The sequence below is a fragment of the Thioalkalivibrio sp. ALMg13-2 genome (genome assembly GCF_000381185.1).
Taxonomy (GTDB): Bacteria; Pseudomonadota; Gammaproteobacteria; order Ectothiorhodospirales; family Ectothiorhodospiraceae; genus Thioalkalivibrio; species Thioalkalivibrio versutus.
Genome location: NZ_KB906105.1, coordinates 73,545 through 95,303, shown reverse-complemented (window position 1 = coordinate 95,303; position 21,759 = coordinate 73,545). Strand labels below are relative to the sequence as shown.

The following is a 21,759-nucleotide window of genomic DNA, read 5'->3' as shown; positions in this document are numbered from 1 at the left end:
TCGACCTGGCCTTTCTTCGGTCGCTTGCTTGGTGGTGAAAACTCAGCTTGCTTGGTGGTGAAAACTCAGTAGGTCGTAGGATGGGATGAGCGCAGCGAATCCCATCAAGGAACTGGCAGCTCTTTGTGGGCTTCGTGGTGAAGGCTCAGTAGAACTGGCCAAGCGTCGAGCGCACCCGGACCTCGGTCTCGGGCGTTAGGTGTTCCGCGAGTTTCAGCGGGTGATCGGGCAGTAGCAGCACGACTGACGATCCCAGGTTGAAGCGTCCCATCTCCATCCCGCGCTCCAGTGTGATCTCGCGGTCGGGATACTCGCTCACACTGATCTCGCGACCATGGGGCGGGGTGACCTCGCCGGCCCAGACGGTCTCGATGGAACCGACGTTCTGGGCGCCGATCAAGGCCATAGCCATCGGTCCTACCGGGGTGTCGAAGCAGGTCACCACGCGTTCGTTGCGGGCGTACAGCCGCGGCACGTGACGCACGATGCGCGGGGCGACCGAGAACAGCCGTCCGGGCACATGGATCATGTGGGTCAGGGTGCCGGTCAGCGGCATGTGCAGTCGGTGGTAGTGACGCGGCGACAGGTACAGGGTCACGAAGTGCCCGTGACGGAAGGCCTCCGCGAGCTCGTCCTCCCCGCCCAGCAGTTCCCGGACCGTGTAGTGATGCCCCTTGGCCTGGAAGATCTGTCCGCCCTCGATGCGCCCGGCGGCGCTGACCCGGGAATCGGCCGGGCTGACCAGGGTATTCGCGTCCCCCTCCAGTGGCCGTGCGTCCTCGCGCAGGGCGCGGGTGAACAGCGCGTTGAAGCTGGGGTAGGTGGTCAGGTCCGGTTCCGCGGCCTCGTCCATGTTCAGGCCGAAGCGGCGCACGAAGGCGCGCAGCAGCGGTTGCAGCTGCGGCGACTCGATGCGCGCCAGACGATGCACCACGCGCGACAGGGCGTGCTGTGGCAGCAGGTGCGACAGGCGCGCCAGCCAGGGGTCGATCTTGCTCATGCGGGATCTCGTTCGGGCGTACACAGTGACATCGAGGCGGTATGATGACCGCCCCCGCACGCAACGGAAAGACCGGGCATGGATTCAACCACCGGATTGCGCACCTTGCGCGACTTCATTCGCTTCGGCGCCAGCCAGTTTCGCGGCGCCGGGCTGACCTTCGGCCATGGCACCGACAACGCCTTTGACGAGGCGGCCTGGCTGGTGCTGCACACCCTCCACCTGCCGCTGGATCTACCCGAGTCGTGGTGGGATTCGCGCCTGAGCGAGGCCGAGCGCACGCGGGTCGTGGCGGTGTTGCGCGAGCGCATCGCCACCCGCAAGCCGGCGGCGTACCTGACCCGCGAGGCCTGGTTTGCCGGGTTGCCGTTCTATGTCGACGAGCGCGTGCTGGTGCCGCGCTCGCCCCTGGCGGAGTTGATCGCCGCGGGCTTCGAGCCGTGGCTGGATCCCGATGGGGTGACTCGGGCCCTGGATCTTTGCACCGGGGGTGGTTGCATCGGTATCGCGATGGCGCTGGCCCTGCCGCAGGCGCAGGTGGACCTGGCGGATGTCTCGCCGGATGCGCTGGCGGTGGCTCGGATCAACATCGAGCGCCACCAGATGAGCGAACAAGTCCGCGCATTGCAGTCCGACGTGTTCGATGGGCTGCAAGCCGGTGACCGCTATGACCTGATCGTGTCCAATCCGCCGTACGTGGATGCCGAGGACATGGCGGCCTTGCCGGAGGAGTACCGCCACGAGCCGGCATTGGGACTGGCTGCCGGGGGCGACGGGCTGGATATCGTGCGCCGCATCCTGGACGGGGCCCGCGAGCACCTGACCGAGGACGGCGCGCTGATCGTGGAGGTCGGCAACAGCCAGGCCGCGGTGGAGGCGGCCTTCCCGGACCTGCCAATGATCTGGCTGGAGTTCCAGGCCGGCGGGCATGGCGTGTTCCTGGTCTACGCCCGCGACTTGCCCGCCAGCGCCTGACCACGCCGACCCACGCCCGGACCCCGGTCCGAAAACCCGGCAGAAGGCCCTGTAAACGGCGCCGGTGGCGATGCATACTGCGAGGCTATGGAATCACGTCTGGTGGATATGCAGAGTCGGTCCGAGGAAGAGCGGGCGGAGGTCAGCCTGCGCCCGAAACGGCTCGCGGACTACACCGGTCAGCCGCGCGTGGTCGAGCAACTGGGGCTGTTCATCGAGGCCGCCCGCGGGCGTGACGAGGCTCTGGACCATACGCTGGTCGCCGGCCCGCCCGGGCTGGGCAAGACGACCCTCGCGCATATCATTGCCAACGAACTGGGGGTGGGCCTGCGTCAGACCTCCGGCCCGGTGCTGGAGCGCGCCGGCGACCTGGCGGCGATCCTCACCGCGCTGGAGCCGCGCGATGTCCTGTTCGTTGACGAGATCCACCGCCTGCCGACGGTGGTGGAAGAGATCCTGTATCCCGCCCTGGAGGATGGCCAGCTGGATATCGTGATCGGCGAGGGTCCGGCCGCGCGTTCGATCAAGGTGGACCTGCCGCCGTTCACGCTGGTGGGGGCCACCACCCGCGCCGGGCTGCTCTCGGCCCCGTTACGTGACCGGTTCGGTATCGTCCAGCGCCTCGATCATTACACTGTCCCCGATCTCGCGCATATCGTGAATCGCGCCGCCGGCTTGCTGGGCGTGGGGATCGAGGCCGAGGGCGCGACCGAGATCGCGCGCCGCGGGCGCGGCACGCCGCGTCTGGCCAATCGTCTGTTGCGGCGGGTGCGCGATTTCGCCCAGGTGCGGGCCGACGGCGTGGTGACGCTCGATGTGGCCGCGCAGGCGCTGGACCTGCTGGCGATCGATGCCTCGGGGCTGGATGCCCAGGACCGCCGTCTGCTGGAGGTGCTGGTGGAGAAGTTTGATGGCGGCCCGGTCGGGGTCGAGAGTCTGGCCACCGCGATGAACGAGGACCGCGGCACGCTGGAGGATGTGGTCGAGCCGTTCCTGATCCAGCAGGGCTATCTGCAGCGCACCCCGCGCGGGCGCCAGGCGACCCGCCGCACGCTGGCCATGTTTGGTCTGGCGCGCACGGAGGAGGGTGACTTGCTGACGCCGATGGCCGAGGGCGCGCGCCAGCCATGACGACGGATTTCGAATGGCCGGTGCGGGTGTATTACGAGGACACCGATGCCGGTGGCGTGGTCTACCACGCGAATTATCTGAAATTCATGGAGCGCGCGCGGACCGAATGGCTGCGTGCGCTGGGCTTCGAGCAGGACCGGCTGCGCGCCGAGTACGGAATTGTGTTCGCCGTGCGGCGTCTGTCTGTGGAGATGCAGCGCCCCGCCCATTTCAACGAGGCCCTGACGGTGACCTGCCGGGTGCAGCGTCTGCGCCGCGCCAGCATCGAATTCGCGCAGGCGGTGCAGCGTGACGCGGCGGTGCTGGTGACCGGCGAGGTCGGCATTGCCTGTGTGGACGTGGCCCGGCAGGCGCCGGTGGCAATCCCCGATGAAGTGACGCACGCGCTGCGTGCGGCGGATGGAACAAAGGCATAACGGGAGATGGACAAGTGACAGTCGACTTTTCAATGTACCAGCTGATCATGGACGCGAGTCTGATCGTGCAGCTGGTCATGGTGATCCTGGTGGTCGCCTCGGTGCTCTCCTGGCTGGTGATTATCATCAAGGCGCGTTCCCTCAACGCGGCCCACCGCGCCAGCGATGAATTCGAGGAGCGCTTCTGGTCCGGCGCCGACCTGTCGCATCTGTACGAGGGGGTGCGGCGCAAGTCGGAGATGTCCGGCATGGAGCATGTCTTCTCCTCGGGCTTCAAGGAATTCCTGCGGGCCCGCCAGCACGGCATGGCGCCCGGCGAGCCCGCGCACCGCGCGATGCGTGTGGCCATCGCGCGCGAGACCGACGAGATGGAGCGCTACCTGCAGTTCCTCGCCACGGTCGGTTCGACCAGCCCGTACATCGGCCTGTTCGGGACGGTGTGGGGCATCATGCATGCCTTTCTGGGGCTGTCCGGGGTGCAGCAGGCCACGCTGGCGATGGTGGCCCCCGGGATTGCCGAGGCCCTGATCGCGACCGCGCTTGGCCTGTTCGCCGCCATCCCGGCGGTGATCGCCTACAATCGCTTCGCCGGGGATGTTGACCGCGTGGCCTCGCGCCTGGAGAACTTCGGCGACGAGTTCGTGGCCCTGCTGAATCGCCAGGGGGCGGGCAAGCCTGCCGAGGGTGCCGCCGGGGCGCCGGCCTAAGCCATGGCCGAGTCGCGTCGCAACAGTCGCCGCCTGCGGCGGCCCATGTCGCAGATCAACGTCGTGCCGTTCATCGACGTGATGCTCGTTCTGCTGATCATCTTCATGATCACCGCGCCCATGCTGCAGCAGGGCGTGGATGTCGACCTCCCGGAGGCCGATGCCGAGGCCATGGAAGAGGACCCGCAGGCGGCCGAGCCGCTGGTGGTCACGGTGGATGCCGGCGGCGCCATGAGCCTGAACCAGGGGCCCTATGTGAACGAGCCGCTGGCGCCGCAGGAGATGACCGAGATCGTGCGCGAGTTCCTCGCCGAAAATCCGGGTACCCAGACCTTCGTGCGCGGTGACCGCAATGTCGATTACGGCCGCGTGATCGATGCCATGGTTGCCCTGCAGCGTGCCGGAGGCGGCCGGGTCGGGCTGATCACCGAGCCGCCGCGCGACAACCAGGACTGAGCCGCCCCGCCGTGTTCGAGCTCCTGCGTCGTCATCCCTTGAGCCTGGTCCTCGTCCTGCTTCTGCATGGCGTGTTGTTTGCGGCGTTGTTGCTGAATGTCAGCCTCGTCTCGCCGACCTCCACCCGTGCCGCTGTCGAGATCGCGGTGCAGGAGGATATCGAGGTGATCGACGCGGTCGCGGTGGATGCCGAGACCTTCGATCGCATCGAACACCAGCGCGAAGTCGCCGAGCAGGAGCAGGTCGCCGAACAGCTGCGCGCCGAAGAGGAACGCCGCCGCGCCGAGGAACAGGCCCGGCGCGAGGAAGAGCGCCGCCAGGCCGAGGAGCAACGCCGCCGCGAGGAACAGGAGCGCGCGCGCCAGCAGGCCCTGGAGGATGCCGAACAGGCCCGCCGCGAGGCCGAGGAGGAGCGTCGCCAGGCGCGCGAGGAGGCCGAGGCCGAACGCGAGCGTATCCGCCAGGAGCGCGAGGCTGCGGAACAGGCCCGGCGTGAGGCCGAGGAGGCGCGCGAGCGTGAGGCGGCGGAACGGCGGGAGCGCGAGGAAGCGGAGCGTCAGGCGCAGGAAGAGGCGGAGCGCCGCGAGCGCGAGGCGGCCGAACGCCGCGAACGGGAAGAGGCCGAGCGCCGCGCCGAGCAGGAGCGCGAACTGGAAGAGCAGCGCCGCCGCGAGGCGATGGAGCGCGAGCAGGAGCGCATGGCCGAGGCGCAGGCCCGGCGCGAGGCCGCGGAACGCCAGGCACAGGCGGATCGTGAGCTGAACGAATGGCGCGCGCAGGTGCAGTCGGTGGTGCAGCGACGCTGGCGCCAGCCATCGGGGCTGGATGCCTCGGATCGTGCCATCGTTCTCGTGCGCGTCAACGAGACCGGGCGTATCATCAATTTCGACATCGAGAGCTGCTCCGGCGGGCCCGCCTTCTGCGACTCGGTCCGTCAGACCATGGATCGCCTGTCGTCGCTGCCGCGCCCACCGGATGCGGATGCCGTGCGCGGTGGGGTGCGCATCCGCTTCGAGCCCGACTGACCGGGCCGGCGCAAGCCGGTCCACGAGGAAACACATGCAACGAATGATTCATACGATGCTGCTGGGGTTGGCGCTGCTTTGGTCGGCGCAGGCCCAGGCGGTACTGGAAGTGACGGTAACCGAGGGGGTGACGGGTGCGATCCCGGTGGCCGTGGCTCCGTTCACCTGGGACGGCGACGGGCGTCCGGGCGAGGATGTGGACCAGATCCTGGCCGCGAATCTGACCCGGAGCGGGCTGTTTGACGTCGAACGCGACGGTTTGCCCCAAGCACCCTCGGGCCCAGCCGACTTCCTTGCCCAGCCCTGGGCCGAGGCGGGTCTGGAGTACCTGGTGGTCGGCTCGATGCGCCCCGACGGCGACAACGTGCTGGTCGAGTTCCACGTGTTCGACGTGCTGGCCGAGGAACGCCTGGGCGGCTGGCGTATCCCGGTGCCGGCGGACATGCTGCGCCGCGGCGCGCATCGCGTGTCGGATATCGTCTACGAGCAGATCACCGGCGACCCGGGTGCCTTCAGTGCGCGTATCGCGTTTGTCAGCGTCGAGCGCCGCAACGACTCGCGCGAGTTTCGCCTGGAGGTCGCGGACTCCGACGGCGCCAATCCGCGTACCCTGTTCCGGTCGCGGGATCCGATCATGTCGCCGGACTGGTCGCCGGACGGTCGTGAGCTGGTCTACGTCTCCTTCGAGAATCGCCGCTCCGAGGTGTTCCGTCAGAATGTGGAGACCGGCGAGCGCAACCGGATCGCGAGTTTTACCGGCATTAACAGCGCCCCGGCCTGGTCCCCGGACGGCCGCCAGCTGGCGCTGAGCCTTTCGCGCGACGGCTCGCCGAATATCTACGTGATGGATCTGGACTCAGGCGATCTGCGTCAACTGACGCGCTCCAGCGCGATCGAGACCGAGCCGGTCTGGTCACCCGACGGCGACACCATCTACTTCACCTCGGATCGTGCGGGCGCGCCGCAAATCTATGCCCAGCCGGCCAGCGGTGGCAATGCGCGCCGTCTCACCTTCGAGAGCGGCTACGCGGCGGCGGCCACGATTTCCCCGGATGGCCGCTCATTGGTGTACGTCCATGGGGGCGATGGCGGATTTCAGCTGGCACGTCTCGATCTGGATGATCGCCGTGTGACGCGCCTCACGGACGGGCGCGATGCAGAGTCGCCAAGCTTTGCACCCAATGGCAGCATGATTCTGTATGCCATGACGGATGGGGGGCGAGGCGTGCTCGGCTCCGTCAGTCGCGACGGCCAGGTGCACCAGCGGTTGGCCGCCCGCGAAGGCGAAGTGCGCGAACCTGCCTGGTCGCCCCTGAACTGATGTCCCCGGACCTATTTACTGTCCCTTTTTCGAGGAAACGAACGCCATGAATAACCTGTTTCGCCTGGCCCTTGCGGCTGTCGTCATTGCGGCCCTGTCGGCCTGTGCCACACCCACGCGCGATGCCGAGGATGCCGAACGTGCCGCCGAGCGCGAGGCGGCCGCCGAACAGGCGCGTGCCGAACGCGAGGCCGCCGAGGCCCGCGGCCTGGGTCGAGATCGCGATTTCGACGCGGCGGCTCTGGACGATCCGGAAAGCCCGCTGGCCGAACGCCTGGTGTATTTCGAGTTCGACCGCGACGAGGTCAAGTCCGAATACATGCCGATGCTGGAGGCGCATGCCGCCTACCTCTCGCAGAATTCGGGTGCGCGCCTGCGTCTGGAAGGGCATACCGACGAGCGCGGCACGCGCGAGTACAACCTGGCTCTGGGCGAACGCCGGGCGCAGTCGGTGCGCCGGGTGCTGAATCTGAACGGCGCCTCGGATGACCAGCTCGAGGTCATCAGTTATGGTGAAGAGATGCCGGTGGCCTTCCAGCAGAACGAGGAGGCCTGGGCCAAGAATCGCCGGGTCGAGCTGGTCTACGAATCCCGGCGCTAAGCGACGGGAAGCCAGATGCAATCAAAGCTCGACAAGTCTTGCGGAAATGCCCCCTCGGGGGCATTTCTGTTTCGGTGCCCGGGACGTCCGGGCCTTCTTTCTGGTGTCATTCTGGCCGTAACCTTTGCCCTGGCCCCGCTGGCCCTGGTGCCGGGCACGGCCGGGGCCCAGGACGACACGGTGTTCGCCACCCAGTCGCAGATCCGCCAGCTCGAACGCCGCCTCGAGCGCGTCGAGCGGGTGCTGGATTCCAGTGCGATGAACGAACTGCTGCAGGTCTCGGAGTCGCTGAGTCGGGACCTGCGCGAACTGCGTGGCGAGGTGGAAACCCTGCGCCACGAGATGAACCGTCTCAGCACCCGCCAGCGCGATCAGTTCCGTCATCTGGATGAGCGGGTGGGCGCGTTCGAGAGCGGGGCGGTAGCCACGGATGCCGCTCCGCGGGAGGAAGTGGTCGAACTGGACCTGCCGGAAGCGGACGAGCAGGCCGCCTATCAGGCAGCGTTTGACGACCTGATGGCCGGGGATTACACCACGGCCATGCGCAAGCTAGAGCAGTTCATCGAGGACTACCCCGAGGGCAACTTCACCGCCAATGCCTGGTACTGGCTGGCCGAGGCGAAATACGCCAGCGGCGAGTTCGAAGCAGCGCTGGAGGATTTCGAGCGTCTGCGCGAGGAGTTCCCCGAAAGCGACAAGGGTGGGGATGCCCTGCTGAAGATCGGCTACGCCCACTACGAACTGCAGAACTTCGACGCGGCGCGCGAGGCCCTGGAGGCGGTTCGGGCCGACTACGGCGGGACCACCCTGGATCGCCTGGCCCGTGAGCGCCTGCGGCGGATCGAAGACAGCCAATGACCACGGACACGCTGCGCGATGCCCGGGGCGCCGGGGTGATCGACCCGGCCGCGGTGCGGCTGAGGATCACCGAGATGTTCGTCTCCCTGCAGGGGGAGGCGGCGCAGGTAGGCTGGCCCACCGCCTTCGTGCGCCTGACCGGTTGCCCGCTGCGCTGTCGCTGGTGTGACAGCGAATACGCCTTCGAGGGGGGCGAGGCCCTGATGCTGGCGACGATCCTTGACTGGGTCGGGCGCGCCGGGGTTCGGCATGTCTGCGTGACGGGTGGCGAGCCGCTCGCGCAGCCGGGCTGCCTGCCGCTGCTGGAGGGCCTGTGCGATGCCGGTTTCAGCGTTTCGCTGGAGACCAGCGGGGCGATGGAGATCGCGGGTGTCGATCCGCGGGTGGCCATCGTGATGGACTGGAAGGCGCCGGCCTCGCAGGAGTCCGCTCGCAATCGCCCTGAAAATATCCCCCGGCTGAAGGCCGGCGACCAGCTGAAGTTCGTGCTGGCCGGGCGCGAGGACTTTGACTGGGCGCGAGCCGAGCTGGAGCGTCTGGGGCTGGCCCCGGAGGTCGAGGTCCTCTTCTCGCCGGTGTACGGCGAACTGGAACCGAGGGCCCTGGCCGACTGGATCATCGCGGAACGCCTCCCGGTTCGCTTTCAGCTGCAGCTGCACAAGCTCCTCTGGGGCGACCAGCCAGGGCGCTGAGATGAGTGAGCGCGCGGAGAAGGCCGTGGTGCTGCTCTCGGGCGGGCTCGACTCGGCGACTTGCCTGGCCATGGCCCGCGCCGAGGGGCTGGACTGTCACGCCCTGTCGATCGACTACGGTCAACGCCATCACACGGAGCTGGACGCTGCGCGGCGCGTAGCCGCCGCCCAGGGCGTGACGGATCACCGCGTAGTGGCGGTGGATCTGAGCGCGATTGGTGGGTCCGCACTGACGGACGCCGCGATCGCCGTGCCCACGGCACCGACCGAGGGCATCCCCGTGACCTACGTGCCGGCACGCAACACGGTGTTTCTGGCGCTCGCCCTGGGGTTTGCCGAGACCCTGGACGCGCGCCTGCTGTATGTGGGGGCCAATGCGGTGGACTACTCCGGCTACCCGGATTGTCGTCCGGCCTTCATCGAAGCCTTCCGCGACCTCGCCCGGGTGGCGACCCGCAGCGGGGTGGAGGGCACGCCCTGGGAGGTGCGGGCGCCGCTGATGCACTGCTCCAAGGCCGAGATCATCCAGGCCGGGGTCCGCCTCGGGGTCGACTACAGCCAGACGGTCAGCTGCTACCAGGCCGATGCCGCCGGCCGCGCATGCGGGCGCTGCGACAGCTGCCGCATCCGCCGTGAGGGCTTCGCGGCCGCCGGTGTCCCCGACCCGACTCGCTATGTCCCCGACTGAGCCGCGGCCCCGGAATGCCTCGGGCAGGAATGAAAGCGGGCTCGATCTCGTCTAGCGTCCGATGTATGCTGCGCACCCCATGGGTGCAGGCGTGCCCTGAAATCTTTCATTGAGAGGATACGCGATGGAATTCTCCAGCTTTTCAACCGCCGCATTGGCGTTCCTCGGCGGGACGTTCATTCTCGCCTTCATCATGGGTGCGGTCGCGAACAAGACCAACTTCTGCACCATGGGTGCGGTCTCCGACTGGGTAAACATGGGTGATACTGGGCGCATGCGCTCCTGGTTGCTGGCCATTGCCGTGGCCATGCTGGGTGTGGCGGTGCTCGAATTCTTCGGTGTGTTGAGTGCCGAGGGCTCGTTCCCTCCCTACCGTGGGTCCAACTTCAACTGGCTGGGCCATGTGCTGGGCGGTTTCCTGTTCGGGATCGGCATGACCTATGCGTCGGGCTGCGGTAACAAGACGCTGGTGCGTGTCGGTGGCGGTAACCTCAAGTCCGTGATGGTCATGATCATCATCGGCGTGATTGCCTTCTGGTTGACCAGCCGCGAGACGGTGTTTGGCACGGGCCAGACCCTGTTCCAGCTGCTGTTCGGCTGGATGGACAGCGTCGCCGTCCAGATGGAAAACGGCCAGGATCTGGGTTCCATCATCGCCGGCGAGAACGCGCTGACTGCGCGCCTGGTGCTGGGTCTGGTGATCGGCGTGCTGCTGCTGGCCCTGATCTTCAAGGCCGCGGACTTCCGCAAGAGCTTTGACAACATCCTGGGCGGTCTGGTGATCGGCCTGGTCGTGATCGGTGCCTGGTGGTTGACTAGCAACATCCAGGTCGACGACGGCATGGGCGGCGTGTACAGCACCCAGGAATACATCCAGGAATGGGATTTCGTGTCCGATGCGGATGATGGCGAGCGTCCGGCGCTGTCCGCGCCTTGGGCCAATCAATCGTTTACCTTCATTAACCCGATGGGGCAGAGCGTGGGCTATGTGTCCAGCGGCTTCGACCGCACCCTGCTGTACTTCGGCGTGTTGGCTCTGGCGGGCGTTATCTTGGGTTCGTTCTTCTGGGCCCTGGTGTCGCGCAGCTTCCGTTTCGAGTGGTTCTCGTCCTTCCGCGACTTCGCCAATCACTTCGTTGGTGGCGTCCTGATGGGCGTTGGCGGCATCCTGGCGCTTGGCTGCACCATAGGTCAGGCGGTGACGGGGGTCTCCGCGCTGGCACTGGGTGGCTTCTTCACCTTCGCCTTCATCGTGTTCGGCTCTGCGCTGACCATGAAGATCCAGTACTACAAGATGGTCTACGAAGACGAGGCCAGCTTCGGCAAGGCGCTGATCACCTCGCTGGTGGACATGAAGCTGCTGCCGGGCGGCATGCGCAAGCTGGAAGCCATCTGATGGCATAGCGACGGGGGCACGTCTTGCGTTTTCCCCGTCGCGCCGTAAACTACGCGGCACTGGAGGCCCGGCGATCCCGGGCCTTCGACTTTGCAACGGCCAGGGCGATTCAGATGTTCGCTCCGGGCCGAACCGAAAAGGGTCGTTAGCTCAGTTGGTAGAGCAGTTGGCTTTTAACCAATTGGTCGTAGGTTCGAATCCTACACGACCCACCATTTTCTCCGGTCCCCGCACCGGCACAAGGGCCCGTCTATACGGGCTCTTTGTGTTTGTGGGTGGGGAACACGCTAGAATGCGCGGCTAACGCGCGAACGCAACAAGAGTTTTCTGCAAGATTGCGAAAGTGGCGGAACTGGTAGACGCGCTGGGTTTAGGTCCCAGTGGGGTAAAACCCGTGAGAGTTCGAGTCTCTCCTTTCGCACCACTGTCTGCATTCCGACCAGCCATGAAGGTTACCACTGCGATCGGCAGGGATGACCGATTACCGAACTATGACGAGGCCCTCCATGCAAGTTTCTGTTGAAGCCACCGGCAACCTGGAACGCAAGATGACCATCCAGGTCCCCTCCGAGCGGATCGATACCGAGGTCGACAATCGCCTGAAGTCCCTCGCCAAGCGGGTCAAGCTGGACGGCTTCCGCCCGGGCAAGGTCCCGCTGAAGGTCGTGCGCCAGCGCTACGGCACCGGTGTGTATCAGGAGGTTCTGAGCGAGGTCCTGCAGGAAAGCTACCGCGAGGCGGTGCAGCAGGAGGGCCTGGAGCCGGCCGGTAACCCGAGCATCGAGCCGACCAATCTGGAAGGCACCGACGCGATCGAATTCACCGCCAGCTTCCAGGTGTTCCCGGAAGTGGAGGTGGCCGACTTCTCCGGCGTCGAGATCGAGCGCCCGGTGGCCGAGGTCGGGGACGAGGACATCGATCGCGTGATCGACTCCCTGCGCGAGCAGAACAAGGAGTGGGCCGAGGTCAAACGCAAGGCGAAGAAAGGCGACCGGGTGACGCTGGACTTCGTCGGCTCGCTGAACGGCGAGGAGTTCGAGGGCGGCAAGGCCGACGACTTCCAGATCGAGCTTGGTGCCGGGCGCCTGATCGAGGACTTCGAGAAACAGCTCAAGGGTGTGAAGACCGGCGAGGAGCCGACCATCGATGTCACCTTCCCCGACGACTACCCGGCGGAGAACCTGAAGGGCCAGACCGCACAGTTCGCGCTGACCATCAAGCAGGTCGAAGGCCCCAAGCTGCCGGAGGTCGATGAGGAATTTGCGAAGAAATTCGGCATCGAGGACGGCTCGGTCGAGAAACTTCGCGCCGATGTGCGGTCCAATATGGAGCGGGAACTGCGTCAGGCCCTGAAGGGTCGGGTCAAGCAACAGGTGCTGGAGGCCGTGGTCGACAAGCACGACTTCGATCTTCCGGAGGCCCTGGTGAAGTCGGAGGTCAACCGCCTGCGCGAAGAGGCCGAGAAGCGTTTCGGCGGCGCGCAGCAGACCCAGCCGCTGCCGGACAGCCTGTTCGAGGAAGAAGCCAAGCGTCGCGTGCGCCTGGGCCTGGCGCTGCGCGCCATCATCGAACAGAAGGGGTTCGAGGTGGACGCCGAGCGGGTCGAGCGCGATCTCGAGGAGATGGCCGCAACCTACGAGGATCCGGAAGAGGTGAAGCAGTACTACCGCTCCAATCCCCAGGCGAAGAGCAACCTGGAGTCACTGGTGCTGGAAGATCAGGTCGTTGACTGGGTGCTCGAGCAGGGCAAGGTCACCGAGAAGGAAACCAGCTTCCAGGACGTGATGAATCCGAACAAGGAGTCGACTGAATGAGCCACGATATGGCCGACCAGGGCGCACAACACGCCCAGGGGCTGAACCTGGTACCGATGGTGGTCGAGCAGACCGCCCGCGGCGAGCGCGCCTACGACATCTACTCCCGCCTGCTGAAGGATCGAGTGATCTTCTGCGTGGGTCCGGTCGAGGACTACATGGCCAATGTGATCGTGGCCCAGCTGCTGTTCCTCGAGTCGGAAAATCCGGACAAGGAAATCAGTCTGTACATCAATTCCCCGGGCGGTGCGGTCACCGCTGGCATGGCGATCTACGACACCATGCAGTTCATCAAGCCCGAGGTCAGCACGCTGTGCGTCGGCCAGGCGGCCAGCATGGGCGCCGTGCTGCTGGCGGGCGGTGCCGCTGGCAAGCGGCACACCCTGCCGCATTCACGGGTGATGATCCATCAGCCGCTGGGCGGATTCTCGGGCCAGGCCTCGGATATCGACATCCACGCCCGCGAGATCCTGAAGATCCGTGATGAACTGAACAATGTGCTGGCCCACCACACCGGCCAGCCGGTGGAGAAGATCGCGGAGGACACCGATCGCGACCGTTTCCTGACCGCGACCGAGGCGAAGGAATACGGCCTGGTCGACCACGTGCTGACCCACCGCGACTCCGCGAGCTGAGTCCGCGTCCTTCGCAACTGCGCCCTGGAGCACCGCTGCGGGGCGCGGCTTCAATACCGGACTTCCGCTTGGCTCGTTTGCAACTGCCAGGCAAACGGGGCATGTTCTGAAGAACACTGAAATCGCAACCGAGGCAAACGGATGAGCGACGAAACCACCCCCCCCGCCGACGGCAAGCTCCTGTACTGTTCTTTCTGCGGAAAGAGCCAGCACGAGGTGCGCAAGCTGATCGCCGGGCCATCCGTATTCATCTGCGACGAGTGCGTCGAACTGTGCAACGACATCATCCGCGAGGAGATGCAGGAAGCGGGGCACGCCGAGCGTGATTCCCTGCCGACGCCGCACGAGATCCGCGCGATCCTCGACGACTACGTGATCGGCCAGAACTCCGCGAAGAAGATCCTTTCGGTCGCGGTGTACAACCACTACAAGCGCTTGCAGGCCCGGGCCGGCAAGGACGATGTCGAGCTGTCCAAGTCGAACATTATGCTGATCGGCCCCACCGGCTCCGGCAAGACGCTGCTGGCCGAGACCCTGGCGCGGGTACTGAATGTCCCGTTCACCATCGCCGATGCCACCACGCTGACCGAGGCTGGCTACGTGGGCGAGGATGTCGAGAACATCATCCAGAAGCTGCTGCAGAAGTGCGACTACGACGTCGAGAAGGCCGAGAACGGCATTGTCTACATCGACGAGATCGACAAGGTCTCGCGCAAGTCGGACAACCCGTCCATCACCCGTGACGTCTCGGGCGAGGGCGTGCAGCAGGCCCTGCTGAAGCTGATCGAGGGCACCACCGCCTCGGTGCCGCCGCAGGGCGGGCGCAAGCACCCGCAGCAGGAATTCCTGCAGGTCGATACCAGCAATATCCTGTTCATCTGTGGCGGTGCCTTCTCCGGGCTGGAGAAGGTGATCCAGCAGCGCGCCGAGAAGGGCGGGATCGGCTTTGGCGCCGAGTTGCGCACCACCGAGGCGGCCAAGTCCGGTGGCCAGTGGTTGAAGCAGCTGGAGGCCGATGACCTGGTGCGCTATGGCCTGATCCCCGAGTTCGTTGGCCGTCTGCCGGTGCAGGCGACGCTGGACGAGCTCGACGAGGACGCACTGATCACGATCCTGACCCAGCCGAAGAACGCCCTGATCAAGCAGTACGCGCGCCTGTTCGAGATGGAGGGCGTGGAGCTCGAGTTCCGCGACGATGCCCTGTCCGCGATCGCCCACAAGGCGATGGCCCGCAAGACCGGTGCGCGCGGTCTGCGCACCATCATGGAGAACATCCTGCTCGACACCATGTACGAGCTGCCTTCCATGGAGGGGGTCAGCAAGGTGGTGATCGACGAGGCGGTGATCCGTGGCGATGCCGAGCCGTACCTGGTCTACGAGAACGACTCGTTCGCGAAGAAGCAGGCTGCCGCGGATTCCTGAGCGGAAGTGTTGCGGCGCCCTTGAAACGGGCGCCGCCGCCCCCACTTCCTCCTGTACATTCGTCCAGCCCTTAGGGGGCAACATGACCGATACCCACTCCTCCCAGAACGAGGTGGACTCCCCCGTCAAGCGCGTCGCGGTCCTGCCGCTGCGCGATGTCGTGGTTTATCCCCACATGGTCATCCCGCTGTTCGTGGGTCGCGAGAAGTCGATCCGGGCGCTGGATTCGGCCATGGCCGAGAACAAGCAGGTGCTGCTGGTCGCGCAGAAGAGCGCGGAGGTCGACGAGCCGGAGGCCGGCGATCTGCACCAGATTGGCACCCTGGGCAATATCCTGCAGCTGCTGCGCCTGCCCGACGGCACCATCAAGGTGCTGGTGGAGGGTGCCCAGCGCGCGCATGTGATGGATATCTCCACGACCGGCAATGTCGAGAAGGAAGAGGACTACTTCGTCTCCGACATCCGGTTGATCGACGAGGAATACGACACCGAGGACAAGGAGCTGGAGATCCTCGGCCGCTCCGCGCTGAATCAGTTCGAGCAGTACATCAAGCTGAACAAGAAGGTCCCGCCGGAGATCCTGACCTCGCTGGCCGGGATCGACGACACCTCGCGCCTGGCCGACACCATTGCCGCGCACATGTCGCTGAAGCTGGAGGAAAAGCAGGAAGTCCTCGAGATCGCCAATGTGCGCGCGCGCCTGGAGCACCTGGTCGCCAAGATCGAGGGCGAGATGGATGTGCTGCAGATCGAGAAGAAGATCCGTGGCCGCGTGAAGCAGCAGATGGAGAAGTCCCAGCGCGAGTACTACCTGAATGAGCAGATGAAGGCCATTCAGAAGGAACTGGGGGATCTCGAGGACGCGCCGAACGAGCAGGAAGACCTGGCCGACAAGATCGAGAAGGCGGGGATGCCGGAGGAGGCCAAGAAGAAGGCCACCGCCGAGCTGAACAAGCTGAAGATGATGTCTCCGATGTCGGCCGAGGCCACCGTCGTGCGCAGCTACATCGACTGGCTGGTCAACGTCCCGTGGAAGAAAAAGACCCGGGTCAGCAAGGACCTGACGCGCGCCGAGAAGATCCTCAACGAGGACCACTACGGCCTGGAAGAGGTCAAGGAACGCATCCTCGAGTATCTCGCGGTGCAGTCCCGCGTGCGCAAGCTGAAGGGCCCGATCCTGTGCCTGGTCGGCCCGCCCGGGGTTGGCAAGACCTCGCTGGGGCAATCCATCGCCCGCGCGACCAATCGCAAGTTCATGCGCATGGCGCTGGGCGGCGTACGCGACGAGGCCGAGATCCGCGGCCATCGCCGAACCTACATTGGCTCGCTGCCGGGCAAGATCATCCAGAACCTGGCCAAGGTCGGTGTGCGCAACCCGCTGTTCCTGCTGGACGAAATCGACAAGATGGCGATGGACTTCCGGGGTGACCCGGCCTCGGCGATGCTCGAGGTGCTGGATCCGGAACAGAACCACACGTTTAGCGACCACTACCTGGAGGTCGATTTCGACCTGTCGGACGTGATGTTCGTGGCCACGGCCAACAGCATGCACATCCCGGGGCCGTTGCTGGACCGCATGGAGGTCATCCGCCTGTCCGGCTACACCGAGGACGAAAAGGTCCACATCGCGCACAACTATCTGCTGACCAAGCAGATCAAGGCCAACGGCCTGAAGCCGGCCGAGATCCAGATCTCCGATTCGGCGGTGCGCGACATGGTGCGGTACTACACCCGCGAGGCCGGCGTGCGCTCGCTGGAGCGCGAGATCGCCAAGGTCTGCCGCAAGGTGGCCAAGCAGCGTCTGCTGGCCAGCGAGAAGGAGCGGGCACGCACCACCTCGGTCTCGCCCAAGACGCTGGAGAAATATCTCGGCGTGCGTCGCTTCCGCTTCGGCCTGGCCGAGGAAAACGATCAGGTCGGGCAGGTCACGGGCCTCGCCTGGACCGAGGTCGGCGGCGAGTTGCTGACCATCGAGGCCAGCGTGGTCCCGGGCAAGGGCAAGACCCAGCAGACCGGCAAGCTCGGCGACGTGATGCAGGAATCGATCCACGCCGCCCTGACCGTGGTTCGCTCGCGCGCCGAGGCCCTGGGCCTGGAGGAGAACTTCCACGAGAAGAAGGACCTGCACATCCACGTGCCGGAGGGCGCGACGCCGAAGGATGGCCCGTCCGCGGGCATCGGCATGTGCACCGCGATCGTCTCGGCACTGACCGGTATCCCGGTGCGGGCGGATGTCGCGATGACCGGCGAGATTACGCTGCGTGGTCAGGTTCTGCCGATCGGGGGCCTGAAGGAGAAGTTGCTGGCCGCCCACCGCGGAGGGATTCGCACCGTCCTGATCCCGGAAGAGAACGAGAAGGACCTGGTCGACATCCCGAAGAACATCAAGCAGAAGCTGGATATTCGTCCGGTGCGCTGGATCGACGAGGTCCTCGAGCTCGCGCTGACCCACATGCCCGAAGGCAAGGCCGGGGAAACGCCAGAGAAGGTCGAGGAAGTCGTCAAGCCGGCCAAGGAATCCGGTCGCCGTCGGGTCCGGCATCACTAAGCATCTGTAATTGGAGAGAAACCGCGGGCGCTGGATTCATCGGCGCCCGCGGTTTTTTGTGTGCGGGTTCACGCCCGGCCGAGCGCCCCGCCGGACGGGCGTTTGACACTTTTTCGGGGGGCTTGCTATAACCCCATGCGCATCATCTGATTTCGTGCCGAGGGCAGTCGAGGGACCATGGAGAAAAGGTCCCCGGCTGGTGTAAGCTAGGCCCCGTCCGGCAGAAAGCCTGAGTCACCACTGAGATAAGGAAGCGCTTCATGAATAAATCCGAATTGATCGACGCGATCGCGGCGGAAGCCGATGTTCCCAAGGCCCAGGCCGGCAAGATCGTGGATGCCATGGTGAGTGTGGTCGGCGATACCCTCGCCAAGGGTGACCAGGTCTCCCTCGTGGGCTTTGGTACCTTCCTGGTGCGCGAGCGTGAAGCCCGCACCGGCCGTAACCCGCGTACCGGTCAGAGCATCCAGATTGCCGCCTCGAAAACGCCTTCGTTCAAGGCTGGTAAAGCGCTCAAGGATCGAGTAAACTAGCGCGCTTTATCGGGTGCTTAGCTCAGTTGGTAGAGCGTCGCCTTTACACGGCGAATGTCGGCGGTTCGAACCCGTCAGCACCCACCAAGTGCAACCCTGACCCTGGTTGCGCTGCACGAATACGGAGCGGTAGTTCAGCTGGTTAGAATACCGGCCTGTCACGCCGGGGGTCGCGGGTTCGAGTCCCGTCCGCTCCGCCATCTTTGAGAAAGGCGCCCTTGTGGCGCCTTTTTCTTTGTTGACCACCACGAAGCGCTCGAAGCCACACCTTTGGGCCAGACTTGGGTCCATAGCAGTCGACCGCAATGTGGGAAGGGCAGAACCAAGCCCGAGCCACATTTTCGGGAGTCCGGGGCCGGGCACTGTCATCGCGCGAGCGCATCGAATGCGAGGCCCGATCCTCCAGGCCGACGGTTCCGAGGTATGTCCCCAGTGTTCGGCGCCGGCACGAGAGTGGGCCAGGCTTCATGCGAGGAGACCGGTCCAGGAGCTCAGGTTTTCGCCGCGCCTCCCTTCCAGTCGTCTCATCTGCCTGTAGACGCTCTTGGTCGGGCCTTTCTTCTTGTCAGCGCGCGCTGCGTGGCAGACACCGCCGCCCAGGCGCAGACGCGCGCGGGCGTGCCTGCTACCATCGGCCGCTGATTCCCGTTTTCCTCCCAATTGCCGGAGTGAGCAGAGACCATCATGTTGCAAGCGATTCGTGACCGGGCGAGCGGCTGGCTCGCCTATGTGATCATTGGCCTGATCACCATCCCCTTTGCCCTGTGGGGCCTGGGCGAGTATTTCGGCGGGGCGGGCCCGCTGGTCGCCGCCGAGGTGAACGGCACGGATATCGCGGTGCGCGACGTGCACCAGGAGGCCCGCGCCCAGCGCGACGAGATGGCGCGCATGTTTGGCGGCGAGATCCCGGATGACGTGCTGGACGAGCAGGGCATCCGCCTGCAGGCGATGGAGACCCTGATCCGTCAGGAACTGCTGCGCCAGGCGGCCGATTCCGCCGGCTTCAAGGCGGCGGGCGACAGCGTATTGCGCGAGATCCGCGGCATGCCGGTGTTTCAGGAGGAGGGCCGCTTCAGCCGCGAACGCTACAGCCAGTTGTTGAATGCTCAGCGCATCAGCCCGGCCGACTTCGAGCAGGACATCGCCCGCAGTATTGTGATGTCGCAAATTCAGCGTGGCATCCAGGCCACGGGGGTGGTGCCGGAAGCCTTGGTGGAGGATTATAGCCGCCTGCGCAACCAGACGCGGGTTGCGAGCTGGAAGGTCTTCGCCGCGGACGACTTTGATCGTCCCGATGTGGTGGATGACGACGCGATCCGCGACTATTACGACGCCAATCCGGAAGACTTCACGACCACGGAGCGGGTGCGGGTGAGCTATCTGCGCCTGGACCCGGAAGGCCTCGAGGCCGGGGTCGATGTCACCGAGGATCAGGTGCGCGAACACTACCGGGTCAATCGCAGCCGCTACGAAGAGCCGGAACTGCGCGAGGTGCGCCAGATCCGCATCCAGGATACCGACGAGGACGGCGAGGCGCGTATCCGCGAACTGCGTAGTCGCCTGGATGATGGCGAGGACTTCGGCGATCTGGCGGAGGAATACTCCGAAGACAGCCTGACGGCCGACCGTGGTGGCAGCCTGGGCGAGGTCGCCCGGGGCGATCTGGATTCCACCCTGGAGACCGTCATTTTCACCCTGCCGAAGGATCTCATCAGCCAGCCGGTACGAACGGAACGCGGCTGGTTCATCCTTGAGGTGACCTCGATTCAGGAATCCCGGGCGCAGCCGTTCGAAGACGTGCGCGAGGAGGTCGAGCAGGATCTGCGCGACCGGACGGCCGAGCAGATGCAGATCGACGCCCTGGACGACCTGATGGCACTGGCAATCGAGTTTCCGGACACTCTGGAGCCGGCCGCCGACGCCACGGGCCTGGAGGTCCAGACCAGCGACTGGTTCTCCCGCGGCTCGGGCGATGGCATCGCCCGCCATCGGTCCATCCGCGATGCGGCGTTTGACCCGCGGGTACTGGAAGACGGCAACAACAGCGACGCGATCGACCTGCAGGACCGTTCCACCGTGATCCTGCGTGTCGATGAGCACGAGCCGGCCGAGGTGCGCCCGCTGGCGGAAGTGGAGGACGAGATCCGCGAGCGCCTGCAGCGTCAGGCCGCCGCGGATGCCGCGCGTGAGGCGGGAGAGGCCCTGATCGAGCGACTGCGCGAAGCCGATGACTGGACCGCCGAGGCCGGGGAGAACGGAGAATGGAGTCGGTCGGTCGAGATCACCCGTGAACGGGCGGCCGATCTGCCAACCGGGTTGCAGGACCACCTGTTCCGGCTGGCGGCGCCAGGCGAGGGCGCAGTGGAGATTGCCGGCGCCCGGGTCGGGGAGGGTGACTTCGCGGTGACCGTGCTGGAAGCCGTACGCATGGGCGAGGATGCAGTGGATGCCGCGGCGCGCCAGCAGGCGCGCGACCAGATTGGCAACGCCTACGGGAGTGCCGAATTCCGGTCCTATCTCGCATGGCTGGAAGAGCAGGCGGAGATCAAGCGCTTCCCCGACGCGCTCGACTAGTCGCCGCAGAACCGCGAGGGGGCGCTTGGTGCGCTCCCGACCACGAAAAAGCCCGGCCCGCTTGCGCGGTGCCGGGCTTTTTTCTGGTACCCGGAATCGCCCGGGTACCGCCGGGTCGCCTTATTTTTCGAGGCCGATCTCGGCGGCGCCCAGCCCGACCGTGTTGTAGCCGGAGTCGACGTACATCACTTCGCCGGTGATCCCGGAGGCAAGATCGGAGCAGAGGAAGGCGCCGGCGTTGCCGACCTGATCCGTGGTGACGTTGCGGCGCAGCGGCGCGTTGGCCTGGACGTGATCCAGGATGCGCTTGAAGTCGCCGATGCCGGAGGCCGCCAGGGTGCGGATCGGACCCGCGGAGATCGCGTTCACCCGGGTGCTTTCCGGCCCCAGGGTGTAGGCCAGGTAACGCACATTGGCCTCCAGGCTCGCCTTGGCCAGGCCCATCACGTTGTAGTTGGGCATCGAGCGCTCGGCGCCCAGATAGCTGAGGGTGAGGATGGAGGCGTCGCGGTCCTTCATCATGCCGCGCCCGGCCTTGGCCAGCGCGGCCAGGCTGTAGGAGCTGACATCGTGCGCGATGCGGAAGCCGTCGCGGGTCATGTTGTCGAGGAAGTCCCCCTCCAGCTGCTCCTTGGGCGCGAAAGCGACCGAGTGCACCAGGATGTCGACCCCGTCCCAGTAATTGTCCAGGTGCTCGAAGACCTGTTCGATCTCGCGATCGTCCTCGACGTTACAGGGCACGAGGATGTCGGAGTCGAAATCCGCAACCAGCTTCTCGACGCGATCGCGCAGGCGTTCGTTCTGGTAGGTGAAGGCGAGTTCGGCGCCCTCGCGATGCATGGCCGCGGCAATGCCGTAGGCGATGGAGCGGTTGCTGGCCACGCCGACGATCAGTGCGCGTTTGCCCTTGAGAAAACCCATGTAAAACTCCTTGATTCTGATCCGTGCCGACGCACCCGGGCGGGTC

At 65.7% G+C, this 21,759-nt stretch carries 20 protein-coding genes and 4 tRNA genes; 22 read left to right on the top strand and 2 right to left on the bottom strand.

Features of this window, described 5'->3' with window-relative positions; genetic code table 11:
- Window positions 1-145 precede the first annotated feature (145 nt).
- Window positions 146-1,000, bottom strand: a complete 855-nt coding sequence (gene asd, locus F618_RS0105990; RefSeq protein ID WP_019563438.1) for an archaetidylserine decarboxylase — start codon at window positions 998-1,000, stop codon at window positions 146-148.
- Window positions 1,001-1,078: 78 nt separating this feature from the next.
- On the opposite strand from asd, the gene prmB reads away from it, so the two are divergent.
- The 22 genes from prmB (at window position 1,079) to F618_RS0105880 (ending at window position 20,792) form a co-directional block, all read left to right on the top strand.
- Window positions 1,079-1,975: a 50S ribosomal protein L3 N(5)-glutamine methyltransferase gene (gene prmB, locus F618_RS0105985; RefSeq protein ID WP_019568040.1), complete on the top strand. Its 897-nt coding sequence runs from the start codon at window positions 1,079-1,081 to the stop codon at window positions 1,973-1,975.
- An 87-nt stretch (window positions 1,976-2,062) separates the two neighbouring features.
- A complete protein-coding gene (gene ruvB, locus F618_RS0105980) occupies window positions 2,063-3,106 on the top strand; it encodes a Holliday junction branch migration DNA helicase RuvB (protein ID WP_026313016.1) in 1,044 nt (347 codons plus the stop codon).
- Window positions 3,103-3,522, top strand: a complete 420-nt coding sequence (gene ybgC, locus F618_RS0105975) for a tol-pal system-associated acyl-CoA thioesterase (RefSeq protein WP_018143962.1) — start codon at window positions 3,103-3,105, stop codon at window positions 3,520-3,522. Before ruvB ends, ybgC begins: the two co-directional genes overlap by 4 nt.
- A gap of 32 nt (window positions 3,523-3,554) precedes the next feature.
- Window positions 3,555-4,229 carry a protein TolQ gene (gene tolQ, locus F618_RS0105970; RefSeq protein ID WP_018168448.1) on the top strand — a complete coding sequence of 225 codons (675 nt, stop codon included), beginning with the start codon at window positions 3,555-3,557 and terminating at the stop codon, window positions 4,227-4,229.
- A 3-nt stretch (window positions 4,230-4,232) separates the two neighbouring features.
- Window positions 4,233-4,685 carry a protein TolR gene (tolR, locus tag F618_RS0105965; RefSeq protein ID WP_019568039.1) on the top strand — a complete coding sequence of 151 codons (453 nt, stop codon included), beginning with the start codon at window positions 4,233-4,235 and terminating at the stop codon, window positions 4,683-4,685.
- An 11-nt stretch (window positions 4,686-4,696) separates the two neighbouring features.
- Window positions 4,697-5,710 (top strand): cell envelope integrity protein TolA, encoded by a 1,014-nt coding sequence (tolA, locus tag F618_RS0105960; RefSeq protein WP_018951117.1) that lies wholly within the window; start codon window positions 4,697-4,699, stop codon window positions 5,708-5,710.
- 34 nt (window positions 5,711-5,744) lie between these two features.
- Window positions 5,745-7,031, top strand: coding sequence for a Tol-Pal system beta propeller repeat protein TolB (gene tolB, locus F618_RS0105955; RefSeq protein WP_026331166.1), 1,287 nt, complete (start codon window positions 5,745-5,747; stop codon window positions 7,029-7,031).
- A gap of 46 nt (window positions 7,032-7,077) precedes the next feature.
- Complete coding sequence (gene pal / locus F618_RS0105950; RefSeq protein ID WP_018168451.1) at window positions 7,078-7,632, top strand: peptidoglycan-associated lipoprotein Pal; 555 nt, start codon at window positions 7,078-7,080, stop codon at window positions 7,630-7,632.
- Window positions 7,633-7,647: 15 nt separating this feature from the next.
- Window positions 7,648-8,490 (top strand): tol-pal system protein YbgF, encoded by an 843-nt coding sequence (gene ybgF / locus F618_RS0105945; protein ID WP_019568037.1) that lies wholly within the window; start codon window positions 7,648-7,650, stop codon window positions 8,488-8,490.
- On the top strand, window positions 8,487-9,182 hold the full coding sequence (gene queE, locus F618_RS0105940; protein WP_019568036.1) for a 7-carboxy-7-deazaguanine synthase QueE: 696 nt from the start codon (window positions 8,487-8,489) through the stop codon (window positions 9,180-9,182). Before ybgF ends, queE begins: the two co-directional genes overlap by 4 nt.
- 1 nt (window position 9,183) lies before the next feature.
- Window positions 9,184-9,870, top strand: a complete 687-nt coding sequence (gene queC, locus F618_RS0105935; protein WP_019568035.1) for a 7-cyano-7-deazaguanine synthase QueC — start codon at window positions 9,184-9,186, stop codon at window positions 9,868-9,870.
- Window positions 9,871-9,994: 124 nt separating this feature from the next.
- Complete coding sequence (locus F618_RS0105930; protein WP_019568034.1) at window positions 9,995-11,266, top strand: YeeE/YedE family protein; 1,272 nt, start codon at window positions 9,995-9,997, stop codon at window positions 11,264-11,266.
- A gap of 139 nt (window positions 11,267-11,405) precedes the next feature.
- Window positions 11,406-11,481: transfer RNA gene (locus tag F618_RS0105925), tRNA-Lys, on the top strand.
- A gap of 122 nt (window positions 11,482-11,603) precedes the next feature.
- Window positions 11,604-11,690: transfer RNA gene (locus F618_RS0105920), tRNA-Leu, on the top strand.
- Window positions 11,691-11,772: 82 nt separating this feature from the next.
- A complete protein-coding gene (gene tig / locus F618_RS0105915) occupies window positions 11,773-13,080 on the top strand; it encodes a trigger factor (protein WP_018938882.1) in 1,308 nt (435 codons plus the stop codon).
- Complete coding sequence (clpP, locus tag F618_RS0105910; protein ID WP_018938883.1) at window positions 13,077-13,715, top strand: ATP-dependent Clp endopeptidase proteolytic subunit ClpP; 639 nt, start codon at window positions 13,077-13,079, stop codon at window positions 13,713-13,715. Before tig ends, clpP begins: the two co-directional genes overlap by 4 nt.
- 141 nt (window positions 13,716-13,856) lie before the next feature.
- Entirely contained in the window at window positions 13,857-15,137 is a 1,281-nt protein-coding gene (gene clpX, locus F618_RS0105905) for an ATP-dependent Clp protease ATP-binding subunit ClpX (protein ID WP_018143950.1), read from the top strand.
- Window positions 15,138-15,219: 82 nt separating this feature from the next.
- The gene (lon, locus tag F618_RS0105900; protein WP_019568033.1) at window positions 15,220-17,685 is read left to right on the top strand and encodes an endopeptidase La; all 2,466 of its coding nucleotides are present in this window, start codon (window positions 15,220-15,222) and stop codon (window positions 17,683-17,685) included.
- A gap of 260 nt (window positions 17,686-17,945) precedes the next feature.
- The gene (locus F618_RS0105895) at window positions 17,946-18,218 is read left to right on the top strand and encodes an HU family DNA-binding protein (RefSeq protein ID WP_018938885.1); all 273 of its coding nucleotides are present in this window, start codon (window positions 17,946-17,948) and stop codon (window positions 18,216-18,218) included.
- Window positions 18,219-18,229: 11 nt separating this feature from the next.
- Window positions 18,230-18,305 (top strand) — tRNA-Val (locus tag F618_RS0105890).
- A 36-nt stretch (window positions 18,306-18,341) separates the two neighbouring features.
- Window positions 18,342-18,418 (top strand) — tRNA-Asp (locus F618_RS0105885).
- 484 nt (window positions 18,419-18,902) lie between these two features.
- A complete protein-coding gene (locus F618_RS0105880) occupies window positions 18,903-20,792 on the top strand; it encodes a SurA N-terminal domain-containing protein (protein ID WP_019568032.1) in 1,890 nt (629 codons plus the stop codon).
- Between the two features lie 120 nt (window positions 20,793-20,912).
- Here F618_RS0105880 and F618_RS0105875 read toward each other — a convergent pair whose 3' ends face one another.
- Window positions 20,913-21,713, bottom strand: a complete 801-nt coding sequence (locus F618_RS0105875; RefSeq protein WP_018938774.1) for an enoyl-ACP reductase — start codon at window positions 21,711-21,713, stop codon at window positions 20,913-20,915.
- Window positions 21,714-21,759 lie beyond the last annotated feature (46 nt).